This is a genomic window from Brevibacterium yomogidense, assembly GCF_016107685.1.
Classification (GTDB): domain Bacteria; phylum Actinomycetota; class Actinomycetes; order Actinomycetales; family Brevibacteriaceae; genus Brevibacterium; species Brevibacterium yomogidense.
The window spans coordinates 665,223-679,146 of the sequence record NZ_JABASY010000001.1 but is presented as its reverse complement, the minus strand read 5'-3'; the positions used below and the strand labels follow the sequence as shown (position 1 = coordinate 679,146).

Sequence of the window (13,924 nt, the reverse complement as noted above, 5' to 3'; positions counted from 1 at the left end):
ACGGATCCCGCTTCCAAGAACAGTTATCGAAACGCAAACCGTTGTCCGCTCGGCCGGGACATGCTAGCGTGACGTCACCGACATGGCGTGGGTCACACGGAGCTGTGTGACTGCGAGCCGCCACTCGACCACCGGAGCACGCTTCCCCGGAAGGACACGACAGTGACGACACATGAGGCCAGTGCCGACAGGGCACTCACCCACACCGACAGAGCAGCATCGCCCACAGGCGGAGCGCTCTCGCTGCGCGGAGTGCGGAAGCAGTTCGGCGAGCACACCGCGATCCGCAGCGTCGACCTCGAGGTCCGGGCCGGCGAGTTCCTCTCGCTCCTGGGCCCGTCCGGCTGCGGGAAGACGACGCTCCTGCGCATGATCGCGGGCTTCGAGCACCCCACGGACGGGGAGATCGAGCTGGACGGCGAGGACCTCACGGCGCTGCCGCCGTTCCGCCGCCCCGTCAACACGGTCTTCCAGTCGTACGCGCTCTTCCCTCACCTCACGGTGGCGGAGAACGTGGCGTACGGCCTCAAGCGGGCGAAGGTGCCGAAGGCGGACATCGCGACCCGCGTGGCGGAGGCGCTGGAGATGGTCCGCATGCGCGGGTTCGCGGAGCGGAAGCCCACCATGATGTCCGGCGGTCAGCAGCAGCGTGTCGCGCTGGCCCGCGCCCTGGTGAACAGGCCGCGCGTCCTCCTGCTCGACGAGCCGATGTCCGCGCTCGACCGGAAGCTGCGGGAGGAGACGCAGCTGGAGCTCATCCGTCTCCACACGGATCTGGGCCTCACCTTCGTGTTCGTCACGCACGACCAGGAGGAGGCGCTCGCGATGAGCGACCGCATCGTCGTCATGAGCGACGGGGAGATCCAGCAGGTGGGCGGTGCGGAGGAGATCTACCAGCGCCCCGCCAACTCGTTCGTCGCGGGCTTCATCGGCAAGCAGAACTTCGTCGACGCGCAGGTGGGCAGCCCGGCCGCAGACGGGCGGGCCGTCCCCCTCACCACGGACCACACTCCCCTGGAGACCACCGCCGAGGCCGTGGCCGGGATGGCGTCCGGCACGCGCGTTCGCGCTGCCATCCGTCCCGAATCCATCAGCGTGGTCCCCTTCGCGGGGGCGGCGACGGCTCCGAACACGTCCTCCGGCGTGGTGGTCGGAGAATCCTTCCTGGGCGACGTCGTCCAGTACCTCGTCCGGCTGGACCACGGCCCGGAGGTGCTGGCCCGCGTCCCCTTCACGACGACGGCGGGGGTCCACGAAGGCGATCGCGCGCAGCTGAGCTGGGCGCCCGAGGCAGTGCAGGTGTTCCGCGATGAGTGAGCGCATGTCGATCCTGGCACCACGGCAGGTGATCCGCAGGCTGGGAGCCGGCGGCGGCCTCGGCGGCGGTTTCAGTCGACGCGGACTGCTCGCGGGAGCGGGTGCCGCGGGGCTGGGACTGCTGGCCGGCTGCCAGACGGGCGACCGCGTCGCGACCAGCCCGCAGGCGGACGGACGGCTCGAATCGATGCTCAACGTGTACTCGTGGGGCGACTACGACGACCCGGACGTGCTCGACGCGTGGTCCGGCGCGCATGGCGTGAAGCTGCAGGTCGACGCGTACGGCTCCAACGAAGAGCTCATCGCGAAGCTCGCCGCCGCACGCGGCACCTCCGGCTACGACGTCGTCGTCCCGACCGGGCTGCGGGTCCCGGACATGGCGGAGCACGGACTCATCCAGAAGCTCGACCTGTCCCTCATCCCCAACATCGAGCACATGGACCCGAACTTCCTGGGGCAGGACTTCGACCCCCACAACGACTACTCCGTCTGCAAGGCGTGGGGCACGACCGGGTTCGTCTACGACACGACCGTCGTCGACCGGGAGCTCACCAGCTGGCAGGACTTCATCGACGTCGCACAGGCGGAGGCCGACGGCACGACGATGCTGCTGGAGGACCCGTGGGAGCTCGTCTCGATCGCGCTGGGGGCCCTCGGCTACGACCTCAACACGGTCGACGAGAAGGAGCTCGACGAAGCCGCGGAGATCGTCGTCGAGCAGCTGGCGCCCACCGCACGCGCCTACCTGGGCAACGCGAACACGGCGATGGCGCAGGGCGGGTTCGTCCTCATGCAGGCGTACAACGGCGACGCCCGCCAGGGGATCATGGAGGCCGAGGACCCCGACCGCTGGAAGTTCGTGTTCCCCACCCCGACCGCCAACCTCTGGATGGACAACTGGTGCCTGGCCACCGGGGCGCCCAACCCGGACGCGGCACACGCGTTCATCGACTACATCATCGGACCGGACCAGGCCCTGGCACAGGTCGACTACATCGGCTACCACACGGGATCGAGCGTGCTCGCCGACCCGGCGGTCGAGGACGAGTTCGACTACCCGGAGATCGTCTTCCCACCGCAGGAGGTGCTCGACCGGCTGGTCGCGAGCGAATTCAACAGCGGACAGCAGCGTCGCGTGGAGATCTTCACCGACGCCCAGGCGAGGAGCGGAGCATGAGACGACTGGCTGCAAGAGTCCTGGGGCCGGGAGCACTGGCCTTCCCTACATGGGCGTACGTCGTGTTCTTCTTCGTCGTCCCCGTGTCGCTCGTCCTCTTCTACAGCTTCGGCCACAAGCCGGACGAGTACACGACGGTCGCCACCGACCAGCTGAGCTTCGACCGGTACGGGGAGGTGTTCTCCGGGGCGGTCCTCTCCACGCTGCTCGCCAGCCTGCGGATCTCGATCGTCGGCACGCTCCTGTGCCTGGCCATCTCCATCCCCTTCACCTACTGGCTGGCGACGAAGGTGTCACCGGAGCGGCGGGGCCTCATGCTCGCGCTCGTCATGGTGCCGTTCTGGACGAACTTCCTCGTCCGCACCCTGGGCTGGCAGATCATGCTGTCGCCCGACGGGTTCCTGTCCGACTGGATGCAGGCGCTGGGCGTCCTCGCCGCACCGCTGGACATCCTCTACACGCGCTCCGCCGTCCAGATCGGCGTCGTCTACAACTACCTGCCGCTCATGATCCTCCCGCTGTTCGTCGCGATGGACACCGCGGGGGTCAGGCTGCGGGAGGCCAGCTACGACCTGGGCGCAGGCCGCATCTCCACGTTCTTCCGCGTGACGATGCCGCTGGCGATGCCCGGCGTCATCAGCGGCTGCGTGCTGGTGTTCGTCCCGCTCACCGGTGACTACATCACCGCGTCCGTCCTGGGCGGTGCGAGCGGCTCGATGATCGGCCAGATCATCGCGAACCAGTTCAACACGGCCCAGAACTGGGCGCTGGGCTCCGCGATGGCGGTCTCCCTCATGGCCGTCACCCTCCTGGTGGTCGCCGTGGCAGGACTGCTGCTGTGGGCCGGCCGCGCCCTGTTCCACCGACTCACCCGCGTCCAGCTGGAAGGAGTGCCGGCATGAGCACGACGCACACGGGCGGGCGGACCCGCTCCTACGGAGGCCAGAAGCGCGCACGGCTGCGCAACACCCTGTTCGCGGTGTGGGGAGCGATCGTCTTCGTCTTCCTCTTCACCCCCATCGCGGTCATCGTCGCCTATTCGTTCAACAGCGGACGAGTCCTGGCCCGCTGGTCCGGATTCGGGTTCGGCGCGTACGTCAACGCGGTCAACAACGACATCATCGTGTCCTCCGTCGTCACGTCGCTGCAGGCGGCGGTGGGGGCGGCGCTCCTGTCGACGATCCTCGGCACCGTGGGCGGCATCGCGCTGGCCCGGGCACGCGGCGGCGCGTGGTGGGCGCTGGGCCTCACCGGGGTCCTCGTCTTCACGCTCGTCACCCCGGAGATCGTCGACGGCATCGCGTTCCTCCCCTGGTTCGTCACCCTGGGGGTCGACGCGGGCCTCACCCCGTTCAGCAACGGCATGGTCCGGCTCGTCGTGTCGCACGCGATGTTCTCGATGGCGATCGTCACGTTCATCGTCCGTGCGCGGATGGCGGGCGTGGACACGTCCCTCGAGGAGGCCGCCGGTGACCTGGGGGCGAGCCCCTGGCAGGCGTTCCGCGACGTGACCCTGCCGATCGCCGCACCCGGGGTGCTCGCCGGAGCACTCATGTCGTTCACACTCAGCCTCGACAACACGATCCTGTCCAGCTTCGTCCAGCAGCCCGGCTACACCCCGTGGCCGGTCTACATCTTCGCGTCCGTCCGCGTCGCACTGCGGCCGGAGGTCGCGGCGATGTCGACGATCATGCTCCTGCTCACCCTGTTCGCCCTGGGTGTCGTCGGGTACGTGCTGCGGCGCTCCGGATCGTCGTCCACAGAGATCATCAAGACCATGGCGGGGTGATCCCCCGCCGGAAGGACACCATGGAACCGACTGCATCGCTGGCTTCCGCCTCGACCATCCCGTACTGGCTGGACACCCCGGACCGTCCCGCTCGCCTGCCCGCGCTCACGGGCCCGAGGTCGACCGACCTGGCCGTGGTGGGCGGCGGCTTCGTGGGGCTGTGGACCGCACTCCTCGCGAAGGAGGCGGACCCCGGCAGGCGCGTGATCCTGCTGGAGGGCGGCCGGATCGGCTGGGCCGCGTCCGGGCGCAACGGCGGGTTCTGCGAGTCGAGCCTCACGCACGGCCCGGACAACGGGAAGCAGCACCTGCCGAGGGAGAACGACCGCCTCATCGAGCTGGGCATCGAGAACCTCGACGCGATCGAAGAGGCGGTCCACCGCTACGGCATCGACTGCGACTTCGAGCGCACCGGCATCATCAACGTCGCCACCGAGCAGTACCAGGTGGATGCGATGGCGCCGGACCACGATCCCGCAGGCGGCCGGTACTGGCTGGACGCGGAGGCCCTGCGCGACCACATCCGCTCCCCGCAGTACCTGGGCGGGCTGCGGGAGACGCGGACGGCGTCGATCATCGACCCCGCGAAGCTGTGCTGGGGTCTGCAGCGGGTCATACAGGACCTGGGCGTCGAGGTGTACGAGAACTCGATCGTCCGGTCGCTGGACCGCGACGGGTCCCGCATCCTCCTCACGACCGACGACGGGAGTGTCACCGCGGACCACGTGGCCCTGGGCACGAACGTCTTCCCGTCGCTGCTCAAGCGGACCCGGCTGCACACCGTGCCCGTCTACGACTACGCGCTCATGACGGAGCCGCTCAGCGACGCGCAGATGGAGGCGATCGGCTGGAAGCACCGTGAGGGGCTGTCGGACGCCGCCAACCGCTTCCACTACTTCCGGCTCACCGCGGACAACCGCATCCTGTGGGGCGGGTGGGACGCCGTCTACCACTACGGCAAGCAGGTGAGCTGGAAGTACGACCAGCGGCCGGAGACGTTCGACACCCTCGCCCGCCACTTCTTCGAGACGTTCCCGCAGCTGGAGGGACTGGGCTTCACCCACAAGTGGGGCGGGGCGATCGACACGTGTTCGCGGTTCTTCCCGTTCTTCACGACCGCGCACGGCGGCAGGGTCGCCTACTCCGCCGGGTACACCGGGCTGGGGGTGGGCGCGTCCCGGTTCGGCGGTCGCGTCATGCTCGACCTGCTCTCCGGTGAGGAGACGGAGCTGACACAGCTGGAGATGGTGCGGAAGATGCCCCTACCCTTCCCACCGGAGCCATTCGCGTGGGCCGGGGTGACACTCACGACGAAGGCGATGATCCGCTCCGACGAGAACGGCGGCAAGCGGGGGCCCCTGCTCAAGCTCCTCGACGCGGTCGGAATGGGCTTCGACTCGTAGGAACAGGGCAGCAGCCGGGCTGCAACCGGGTCGTCACGACCGGGGCGCGGCCCGGCTGCGCGTCGTCAGGGACAGGTTCCACACGGGCTTCTGAGGACCCGGTTCCGGCCCGGCTGCGTGTCAGAGGGAGGAGACTCCTCCGGACCTGGGATCCGATGCGATCTCCTCGCAGATCCGAGGAGGCGCGGACAGCAGGGAGAAGGCGCGCCCCGGCCCCGAATCCACGACCCACGTGCGGTCGCGGTTCCAGATGAGGCCCGGCCATTCGAAGCCGCCCGCACCGTCGTCCAGCCGCAGCAGCAGGTCCGCGCCGTTGCCCGTGAACGTGTCCACGAGGTACCGGTCGTCGCGGACGGTCACCAGTCCGGGATCGTGGGGGTCGACGACGCCGTCGCCGTCGCGCCTGTCCAGTGTGAACGCGGAAGCGCGCTTCCGCGCCAGGTCCGGCCAGAAGGCGAGCCCCACGGAGTCCACGCCCGGCAGGAGGTGGCAGAGCACCACGTGCGCCTGCTCGATCTCCAGCTGCGCGCGGTAGGACCGGCGCACGGGCAGCAGCAGGTGGGACCATCCGTCCCGGACGGGGGTGACGAACGGGAAGTGCTCGCCGTCGATCGTCGTGCACACCGGGGGTCCGTCCGCCATCCAGAGCGGTGTGAGCGCCGGTTCGGACGGATTCCTCGCAGCATGCGCCGCGTCACTCACGATCTGCATTGCGTTCCCTCCGTTCGCTCGGCGCCTCCGTGGTGTCCCTGAGCCTAGGACCCACGAGGCCGTGGACTTTGGACAGAATGCTGAACTTCCGCCTGTTACCAGTGCGTAGTGCACAATGGAGGTCACGCTCCGCGACCGATGCCGCACCCACCGCCGTTCGCGGGTCCCCGCCAGCAGAAGGACGGCAGAACGATGAAGATTCGAGATCTCATCATCGACACGTCCCTGGACGTGGAACTCCTGACTCCGTCGTCACCGGAGATGCTGGACCGGCCCGTCCGCGCAGTCGTCGCCACCGAATCCCTCGCACCGGCCGCGTACCTGGAACCGGACACACTCGTCCTCACGACCGGCATGGCGTTCGAGGCCTCGGACGAATGGGCGCTGGAGCTGTACGTCGACGGACTCGTGAGCGCCCGCGCCGCAGCACTGGCGTTCGGTGTGAGCCGCCACCACATGCGCGTGCCGCCCGCCCTGCGCAACGCGGCGAACGTGCGGGGGCTGCCCGTCCTCGTCGTGCCCGAGGACCTCCCCTTCCTCCGCATGCAGCAGACGGTCATGCAGACGATCGCCGAAGCCCGCTACCGCAACACACGCAGGGCGTGGGAGATCGCGGAGCAGTGCACGCGGCAGGCGGCGATCGACGACGACGTGCAGGGTCTGCTCGAGATCATCCGCGCGCACACGGGGATCGACCTCACGATCGTCGACGACGTCGGGGAGGAGTTCGTCACCGCGCGCACCCGCGCTGCGGACCTCCACCTCCTGGACGACCCGCACGTGGCCGAACCCACCGCTGCGGAGCCGCCGGACCCTGACACGACCCTCCTGGAGATCCCTCTCGCGCTGGCGGGCGAGGCGACGTGGACCCTGCGGGCCCGGGTGCAGCACCCGGTGGAGGCCAGGCTGCTCCTGTCCCCCGCCGCGACGGTCATCGCGATGGTGCTCGCCCGGCATCTCACGACGGTCGGCGCCTCGCTCGGCATCGATCTGGCCCAGCTGCTGTCCGATCCTTTCGGCGCGTCGGAGAAGGTCAAGGCGGAGGTGGGTGCCAGCGGGGTCCCCCCGTCCGGCTTCATCCAGCCCATCCGGGTGAGTGCGCGGACACCGCTGCGTCAGCAGCTGCTCGCCCGCCGGTTCGCGGCCCTCATCGGCGACGCCTTCCACACCCTCACGCTCAACGTCGAGGGCCGGACGATCATCCTCGCGTCCGTGTCCCCGCTGGACGACGGCCGCACTGCGGAACTGCCGGCGGATGCCGAACTGCGCGGCGCCCTGGCGCCCGGCACGCGCGACGGGATCCTCATCGGCGAACCCCTGTCCGGCGAGGACCGGGCGGCGCTGTCCACCGCCCTCCTCGTCCGGGCCGAACCGCCCGTCGGCCTCCGATACGCGAACTCGCCGGACCTCACCGACATCGTCAACCTCATTCCCATGGGTCTGCAGAACGCCGTCACCTCGGCGATCCTGGACCCGCTGCTCACGGCTCCTGACGCGGCGAAGCTGGTCACGGCGCTCGAGGCGCTCGTGGCCACCGTGTCCGTCACGGCCGCCTCCGCCCGCATGGGCGTGCACAGGAACACGATGCAGACGCTGCGCACCCGCATCGAGGAGCTGCTGGCCGTCGACCTGGACGACGGGCACGAACGCGCCGCACTCGCCGTCGCGATCACGCTCCACGCCCAGTCGCGGTCTTCCGCCGAGGCCGCCGGCACCTGACCCGGCCCACCTCACGCTCCCGCCCCGCCTACGCCCGGCTCATCCCGTACGGGACTCCACGACCCGCGCCTCACACACCGCCGGTCGCGAGCTGGTCGGCCAGGTACTCCGCCTGGCGGATCGCAAGCGCCACGATCGTGAGCGTCGGGTTGGCGGCCGCGCCGGTCGTGAACTGCGATCCGTCAGACACGAAGAGGTTCGGCACGTCGTGGGCGCGTCCCCAGCGGTCGACGACGCCGTCCTCGGGCCGTTCGCTCATGCGGCAAGTGCCAAGGTTGTGCGTGGACGGATACGGCGGTGTCCGGTGTGTGCCGACCGCGCCCACTTCCCGGTACACACGCTCACCGGCGGCATACGCGTACTCCCGCATCGCCTCGTCGTTTGCGTGGTCGTCCACGTGGACGTTCGGCACGGGCAGCCCGAACGCGTCCTCCACGGACGTATTGAGGGTGACGCGGTTGGACTCCTGCGGCATGTCCTCGCCGACGATCCACATGCCCGCCGTCCTCGCGTAGGCATCGATCCTCTGTGCGAATTCCTTCCCCCACGCGCCGGGGTCGATGAAGCTCGCGAGGAACGCGGGGCCCAGGGAGATCGTCTCCATGTAGAAGCCTCCGACGAACCCGCGGGACGGGTCGTGGACCGATTCGTCCGCGATGAGCCCGGCCATCGTCTCGCCTCGATACATGCGCACGGGCTTCTCGAACTGCCCGTACACGCTGCCGGTGAGGTGGCGCATGTAGTTGCGGCCCACCTGCCCGGACGAGTTCGCGAGCCCGTCAGGGTACTGCGCGCTCGCGCTCATGAGCAGCAGCCGCGGCGTCTCGATCGAGTTGCCCGCGACGCAGACGACCTTCGCCGCCTGCCGGTGCAGGTTGCCGTCCGCGTCGAGGTAGACGACGGCGTCCGCGCGCCCGTTCGAGTCGTGGGTGATCTGCACCGCCTGCGATTCCGGTCGCAGGTCGAGCAGACCCGTCTTCTCCGCCCGCGGAATCTCCCGCACCATCGTCGACCACTTGGAACCGTTCTTGTCGCCCTGGAAGTTGAAGCCGTCCTGGACGGAGGCGGGGCGCCCGTCGTACGGTTCCGCGTTCGTCGCGTAGGGGCCCGTCGCGTAGTGCCTGTAGCCGGCGCGCTCCGCGCCTCCCGCGAAGACCTTGTAGTTGTTATTCGCCGGCAGGGCGGGGCGGCCGTGGCGGTGGGTCGAGCCCATCGCCTTCTCCGCGCGGTCGTAGTACGGTGCGAGGTCTTCGAGCGTGAGCGGCCAGTCCAGCAGGTTCGCGCCGTCCACCCGGCCGTACGTGCTGCGGGCCTTGAATTCGTGGGCCTTGAACCGCGGGGTCGCCCCGGACCAGTGCGTCGTCGTCCCGCCGACCGCCTTGACGATCCACGCTGGCAGGTTGGGGAAGTCGCGGGAGACGCGCCAGGACCCGGACGTGGTGCGCGGGTCGAGCCACGCCATCTGGTTGAACGCCTCCCATTCGAGGTTCACATAGTCCTCGTTGCGCAGGTACGGCCCGGCCTCGAGCACGACGACGGGCAGTCCCTTCGCCGTGAGCTCGTAGGCGAGGGTGCCGCCGCCGGCACCGGATCCGATGATGACGATCGCCTCGTCGTTGTGATCGATTCGCGCCACTGCTCTCACGCACCTTCCGTCGTGCGGCCGGGCTCCACCTGGGTCCCTGCCGTGTTCGCCGCCGTCTCGACGCCGCTGTCCGTTCCAATGTCACTCAGGTCCCGGCTGCGGCCGGGGTCGTCACCGCGCCCGAGGTCGCCGTCGCCGCCGCCTCCCCCGTCGCCCACCGGTGGGGTCGCGGAGGCGAGTGCCGCGGCGGGGCCGGCCGGCACCTCGACAAGGGGTTCGCCGTCGTATTCGTCGATCCGCGGGTCGGGCAGCCAGTCGAGGTCGTCGAACCCGCGGTGCAGGTAGCCGCCCTGGTCGAAGGAAGGGCCTTCGTAGCCGAGCACCTCCCACACCTCTTCGTCCTCGTACATCTCGAGGACCGTGGAGCGGCGGATGAACCCGAAGAAGTCGGTCTTCTCGACGTGGAGGAGCACCTTGCCCGCGTCCTCGAGGCCCAACTGGGCGAACGCGCCGCCCGCCAGGTCGTTGAGGGTCTGGACCCCTTGGAGGAGCTTGATGCGGAACCAGGTCGACTCGTCGGCCATCTCGATGATGCGGTCGGCCATGCGCTCGTAGGGACCCAGCGGGATCGCCTCATGCGGAAAGGCGGCGCGGATGATGTGGACGAGCACACCGCGTGCTTCGTCCGTAAACGCCATCTCGTTGAGCTGCGGATACTTCGAGGGGTACGGGCCGGGGAAGGCCATGGTGTCTCCTTCGTCGTCGTTGACGGGCCGGAGCGATCCGGCGTGCCGGCATGGTGCCTGCGTGCTGACGTCAGGCTAGGCGCGTGCCTCACGCCGCAGAAGGGGCTTATATCGCTGGATGAGAATCACGCTCCAGCAGCGGTTCGACAGGAGGCTCAGGGGGTGCCCAGCCGGTAGAACCGGCTCACGCGGGCGGCGGTGGCGCGCAGGAGGTGTTCGACGTGCGTGGTTCGGCCCGCATAGGCCGCAACCGGGGCGGACAGCGCGACGGAGCCGATGAGGGTCCCCAGCTCCGTGCGCAGCGGGACAGCCGCACAGCGGGTGCCGACGGTGAATTCCTCCGTCTCCCATGCGACACCATCTGCCCCGATCGAGTCGAGTTCCGCGGCCAGCTCGTCCGGGTCCGTGAGGGTGTGCGGGGTGAGGGCGGGGAATGGGCCGTCGCCCAGCAGCTCACGGCGGGCAGCCGGATCGAGGTCAGACAGACCCAGCTTCCCGAACGCCGTTGCGTGAGGGTTCTCGCGGAAGCCGAAGGTCATGGGACGGAGACGGCGACAGGCGGGTGAGTCGACGACGTGGACGATGACGAAGTCCATGCCGCGATGGATCGCGAGATAGGTGGCCATGCCCGTAGTCTGCTGGAGTGCCGCGATCTCACGCCGCACCTGGGGGACGACCCCCAAGTCATCATGGAGGCGGACAGCCAGGTCGTGGAGGGCATAGCCCAGCGCGAACCGCTTCTCGCTGCGGAGGTGGACGAGGTAGTCGACGCCGCAGAGCTCGTTCGCGATGCGGTAGACCGTGGGCAGCGGCAGGCCTGTGTGCTCGGAGAGCTCCTTCGCAGTGGAGCTGCCGTGAGCGGCGATCGCGTCAATCACCGCGACCGCCCGCTTGAGGGGACCGGGCTTGGGGTCCCGCGGAGGAGGTCCGAAGCCGTCCGGCCCCCGCTCCGCGTTCGGGTCTCCGCCGGACACCACGCCTGACTGCGACATGCACCGATTCTCACACAGGGAGGGGGAAACATCCTGCGCAGTCGCGCCTCACCTAACGAAGGAAGCGATTCCTCTTTTCGAAACATGGACTACCGGGCTTTTCCCTGAAAGCACGCGCCCATGCTGGTCCCCGCATTGTTCGGAGTATTCCCGGAAGGTTCCCGAACATCTTTTCGCCGATCGGTTCGCTACTGTCGAAGGAGTTGTGATCGCTGGAGGAGCCGGCCTGCCCCGCAGACTCTTCGCGGCAAGGTTCCTGTCACCCGGAGCGGGTGGCACCACCGCCCGGGGGACGGCCCTTCAGCTGCAGCCTGAACTGAAGGAGTGGCATGCACCTCACACCGCGCGAACAGGAGAAGCTGCTCATCGTCGTCGCAGCTGATCTGGCCCGGAGGCGACGTGAACGCGGCCTGAGGCTCAACCACCCGGAGGCGGTGGCGCTCATCACCGCGGAGCTGTTGGAAGGCGCTCGCGACGGCCGCACCGTCTCCGATCTCATGAACTGGGGCACCACGCTCCTGTCCCGCGAGGACGTCATGGACGGGGTGGCGGAGATGATCCCGGACGTCCAGGTGGAGGCCACGTTCCCCGACGGCACGAAGCTCGTCACCGTCCACAAACCCATACGCTGAGCGGAGGCTGTCGTGATTCCCGGCGAATACATCCTGAGCAAAGAACCCATCACCTGCAACGCGGACGAGAAGACCCGGATCATCAATGTCGTCAATCGCGGCGACAGGCCGATCCAGGTGGGTTCCCACTACCATTTCTCCGAAGCGAACCCTCAGCTACAGTTCGACCGCCTCGCAGCCCGCGGGATGCGCCTGGACTCCCCCGCCGGCACCGCCGTGCGCTTCGAACCGGGCGACGCCCGCAGCGTCCACCTCGTGGAGCTGGGCGGTGCGCGTGAGGTGTACGGCCTCCGCGACGAGGTGAACGGGCCAGTGGGCTCCACCGTCTCCATGTTCTCCACGGAGGCGATCGGCGGCAGCGCCGGCTACGACATCGCCCGCGACCCGGATCTGGCGGAGCGCCACGAGGATTACCGTCAGAAGGCGGCACCCTCCCAGAAGATCGAGGGCGAGCAGACGGAGACCGTGTCCCCCGTGAAGAACTCGTCGGCCACCGATGAGGAGTTCATGGCGGACGAGGACCAGCAGGCACGCCGCAGGAGGGCCTTGAGCCGGAGCTCATCCGGCACGTCTACGCGTCGACGTCCACGGCACACCCAATCTGCTGTTCTCCCCTCTCACTGCGCACGTGCCGTGAGCACCCGCGGAAGGAGTCCCATGACCCGCCCTGTCAGCACGGACCGCACCGTCCAGCCGACCCTCACCCACTACTGGGACGGTCGTGCCCGGGAGTACGACGCACACCAGCAGAGTCGTGACCGCCTCCGTGTGGACCACGCCGCGTGGGGGCGGGGCTTCACGGAGGCGCTGCCCGAGGCCGCGGTCGACGTGCTCGACGTCGGCACCGGTTCCGGGTACCTCGCGTTCCTCCTCGCGGACCTCGGGAAGCGGGTCGTCGGCACAGACCTGTCGGAGAGCATGCTCGACATCGCCCGGGCAAGGGCTGCGGATCGCGCAGGCGAGGGGCGTCCGGCTCCGGACTTCCGTCAGGACGACGCCGTCGAACCGTCGTTCGCGCCCGGCAGCTTCGACGCGATCGTGAACCGCTACGTCATGTGGACCCTCCGGGATCCGCTGGCGGCGCTCACGAACTGGAAGCGGCTGCTGCGGCCGGGAGGGACGATCGCGGTCGTCGACGCACCGTGGTTCCCGTACGGCATCGAGGCGAACCAGACGGAGAGGTTCGCCGAACACTACAGCGCGGGCGTTGCGCGCGAGCTGCCGCTGGCGGAGTCCTCCAGCATCGAGGACACGGTGGCGGTCGTGCGGCAGGCCGGATTCCTGCACGTGACGGCGACTCCGCTCACGGAGATCCTGGAGATCGATACGGCCCGCGGAGCGGTGCCGGGCCATCACGTCCAGCTCCAGCACGTCATCACGGGCGTCAAGGCGCCGGTGACGGAGGGCTCCGATCAGCACCGCGACATCGCGGTCGAGGCGGTCACGAGCCTCGAGCCGCAGCTGGGGCAATGGGAGCGTGCGTTCACCGTGTGCGCCCACCCCACACGGCTGAAGCTGCTCGTCGCCCTGCATGCAGCACCGGAGGCGTCCGTGTCCGACCTGGCGCATGCGGTGGGCGTCAGCCCGAACGCCGTCACGCAGGCCCTGCGGAAGCTGGAGGACCTGGAGATCGCTGTCCCCCGCCGGGACGGCAGGCACCGGCGGTGGCGGCTCACGGATGCGACCGTGCACGCGCTGCTCCACCACGTGTCGGCACCGCACTCCCCGCTGCACCCCGAACACGCGTGAGGCGGGACCGGCCCGACCGGGCCTGACCGCGTCTGACCGGCACTGCCCGGTCCGGACACGCACCGCACGGGGCGTGTGGGCTCTCAGCACGCCGTGCCGTGCGT

The 13,924-nt window shown here is 69.2% G+C and carries 12 protein-coding genes and 1 pseudogene; 9 read left to right on the top strand and 4 right to left on the bottom strand.

Annotated features, from left to right (window positions below):
* The first annotated feature begins 162 nt into the window (after positions 1–162).
* Genes JFC09_RS02860 through JFC09_RS02840 form a run of 5 tightly spaced genes read left to right on the top strand, consistent with a single transcriptional unit; the run spans position 163 to position 5,686 of the window.
* Positions 163–1,317 (top strand): ABC transporter ATP-binding protein, encoded by a 1,155-nt coding sequence (locus JFC09_RS02860; protein WP_198392443.1) that lies wholly within the window; start codon positions 163–165, stop codon positions 1,315–1,317.
* Positions 1,310–2,494, top strand: a complete 1,185-nt coding sequence (locus tag JFC09_RS02855) for a polyamine ABC transporter substrate-binding protein (RefSeq protein WP_198392442.1) — start codon at positions 1,310–1,312, stop codon at positions 2,492–2,494. The genes JFC09_RS02860 and JFC09_RS02855 overlap by 8 nt, the downstream gene beginning before the upstream one ends.
* The gene (locus JFC09_RS02850; protein WP_198392441.1) at positions 2,491–3,396 is read left to right on the top strand and encodes an ABC transporter permease; all 906 of its coding nucleotides are present in this window, start codon (positions 2,491–2,493) and stop codon (positions 3,394–3,396) included. Before JFC09_RS02855 ends, JFC09_RS02850 begins: the two co-directional genes overlap by 4 nt.
* A complete protein-coding gene (locus JFC09_RS02845) occupies positions 3,393–4,283 on the top strand; it encodes an ABC transporter permease (protein ID WP_198392440.1) in 891 nt (296 codons plus the stop codon). Before JFC09_RS02850 ends, JFC09_RS02845 begins: the two co-directional genes overlap by 4 nt.
* Positions 4,284–4,303: 20 nt before the next feature.
* Positions 4,304–5,686, top strand: a complete 1,383-nt coding sequence (locus tag JFC09_RS02840) for an NAD(P)/FAD-dependent oxidoreductase (RefSeq protein WP_198392439.1) — start codon at positions 4,304–4,306, stop codon at positions 5,684–5,686.
* Between the two features lie 120 nt (positions 5,687–5,806).
* Here JFC09_RS02840 and JFC09_RS02835 read toward each other — a convergent pair whose 3' ends face one another.
* On the bottom strand, positions 5,807–6,397 hold the full coding sequence (locus tag JFC09_RS02835) for a hypothetical protein (protein ID WP_198392438.1): 591 nt from the start codon (positions 6,395–6,397) through the stop codon (positions 5,807–5,809).
* 192 nt (positions 6,398–6,589) lie between these two features.
* On the opposite strand from JFC09_RS02835, the gene JFC09_RS02830 reads away from it, so the two are divergent.
* Entirely contained in the window at positions 6,590–8,116 is a 1,527-nt protein-coding gene (locus tag JFC09_RS02830; protein WP_198392437.1) for a PucR family transcriptional regulator, read from the top strand.
* A 70-nt stretch (positions 8,117–8,186) separates the two neighbouring features.
* On the opposite strand, the gene JFC09_RS02825 is transcribed toward JFC09_RS02830, so the two are convergent.
* From JFC09_RS02825 to JFC09_RS02815, 3 genes are all read right to left on the bottom strand, one after another.
* On the bottom strand, positions 8,187–9,752 hold the full coding sequence (locus tag JFC09_RS02825; RefSeq protein ID WP_198392436.1) for a GMC family oxidoreductase: 1,566 nt from the start codon (positions 9,750–9,752) through the stop codon (positions 8,187–8,189).
* A gap of 5 nt (positions 9,753–9,757) precedes the next feature.
* Positions 9,758–10,447: a hypothetical protein gene (locus JFC09_RS02820; protein ID WP_198392435.1), complete on the bottom strand. Its 690-nt coding sequence runs from the start codon at positions 10,445–10,447 to the stop codon at positions 9,758–9,760.
* Between the two features lie 155 nt (positions 10,448–10,602).
* Positions 10,603–11,439 carry an IclR family transcriptional regulator gene (locus JFC09_RS02815; protein WP_198392434.1) on the bottom strand — a complete coding sequence of 279 codons (837 nt, stop codon included), beginning with the start codon at positions 11,437–11,439 and terminating at the stop codon, positions 10,603–10,605.
* A gap of 329 nt (positions 11,440–11,768) precedes the next feature.
* On the opposite strand from JFC09_RS02815, the gene JFC09_RS02810 reads away from it, so the two are divergent.
* The 3 genes and pseudogenes from JFC09_RS02810 (at position 11,769) to JFC09_RS16630 (ending at position 13,820) form a co-directional block, all read left to right on the top strand.
* A complete protein-coding gene (locus tag JFC09_RS02810; RefSeq protein WP_198392433.1) occupies positions 11,769–12,071 on the top strand; it encodes an urease subunit gamma in 303 nt (100 codons plus the stop codon).
* A gap of 12 nt (positions 12,072–12,083) precedes the next feature.
* Positions 12,084–12,536: pseudogene (locus JFC09_RS16635) on the top strand (urease subunit beta); the annotation flags it as partial.
* A gap of 42 nt (positions 12,537–12,578) precedes the next feature.
* Positions 12,579–13,820, top strand: coding sequence for a metalloregulator ArsR/SmtB family transcription factor (locus JFC09_RS16630; protein WP_408610938.1), 1,242 nt, complete (start codon positions 12,579–12,581; stop codon positions 13,818–13,820).
* Positions 13,821–13,924: the final 104 nt, after the last annotated feature.

What these genes read in the sequence shown, in the direction of transcription:
- JFC09_RS02830 (WP_198392437.1), top strand. Translation starts at nt 6,590, where the DNA reads ATGAAGATTCGAGATCTCATCATCGACACGTCCCTGGACGTGGAACTC.
- JFC09_RS02820 (WP_198392435.1), bottom strand. Translation starts at nt 10,447, where the DNA reads ATGGCCTTCCCCGGCCCGTACCCCTCGAAGTATCCGCAGCTCAACGAG.
- JFC09_RS02855 (WP_198392442.1), top strand. Translation starts at nt 1,310, where the DNA reads ATGAGTGAGCGCATGTCGATCCTGGCACCACGGCAGGTGATCCGCAGG.
- JFC09_RS16630 (WP_408610938.1), top strand. Translation starts at nt 12,579, where the DNA reads ATGGCGGACGAGGACCAGCAGGCACGCCGCAGGAGGGCCTTGAGCCGG.
- JFC09_RS02835 (WP_198392438.1), bottom strand. Translation starts at nt 6,397, where the DNA reads ATGCAGATCGTGAGTGACGCGGCGCATGCTGCGAGGAATCCGTCCGAA.
- JFC09_RS02810 (WP_198392433.1), top strand. Translation starts at nt 11,769, where the DNA reads ATGCACCTCACACCGCGCGAACAGGAGAAGCTGCTCATCGTCGTCGCA.
- JFC09_RS02815 (WP_198392434.1), bottom strand. Translation starts at nt 11,439, where the DNA reads ATGTCGCAGTCAGGCGTGGTGTCCGGCGGAGACCCGAACGCGGAGCGG.
- JFC09_RS02850 (WP_198392441.1), top strand. Translation starts at nt 2,491, where the DNA reads ATGAGACGACTGGCTGCAAGAGTCCTGGGGCCGGGAGCACTGGCCTTC.
- JFC09_RS02845 (WP_198392440.1), top strand. Translation starts at nt 3,393, where the DNA reads ATGAGCACGACGCACACGGGCGGGCGGACCCGCTCCTACGGAGGCCAG.
- JFC09_RS02840 (WP_198392439.1), top strand. Translation starts at nt 4,304, where the DNA reads ATGGAACCGACTGCATCGCTGGCTTCCGCCTCGACCATCCCGTACTGG.